A 260-nucleotide genomic window follows, 5' to 3' on the forward strand; every position below is an offset into this window, starting at 1 on the left:
GCGGAGCACGGCAAGGTCGTCTCCGACGCGCTGGGCGAGATCACGCGCGGGCAGGAGGTCGTGGAGTTCGCGACCGGTCTCGCGCACCACCTCAAGGGTGAGTTCTCCGAGCAGGTCTCCACCGGTGTCGACGTGTACTCCACGAAGCAGCCCCTCGGGGTCGTGGGCATCATCTCGCCGTTCAACTTCCCCGCGATGGTGCCGATGTGGTTCTTCCCGATCGCGATCGCCGCCGGGAACACGGTCGTGCTGAAGCCGAG

Annotated in this window: 1 protein-coding gene; it reads left to right on the forward strand. The window is 66.9% G+C overall.

Translation table 11 applies throughout. The annotated features are described in order from the left end of the window. A partial coding sequence (locus IFU30_RS20050) for an aldehyde dehydrogenase family protein (RefSeq protein ID WP_192006905.1) occupies positions 1–260 on the forward strand: 260 nt, incomplete at both ends.

The organism is Plantibacter sp. CFBP 8798 (assembly GCF_014841195.1).
In the GTDB taxonomy this organism is placed as follows: domain Bacteria; phylum Actinomycetota; class Actinomycetes; order Actinomycetales; family Microbacteriaceae; genus Plantibacter; species Plantibacter auratus.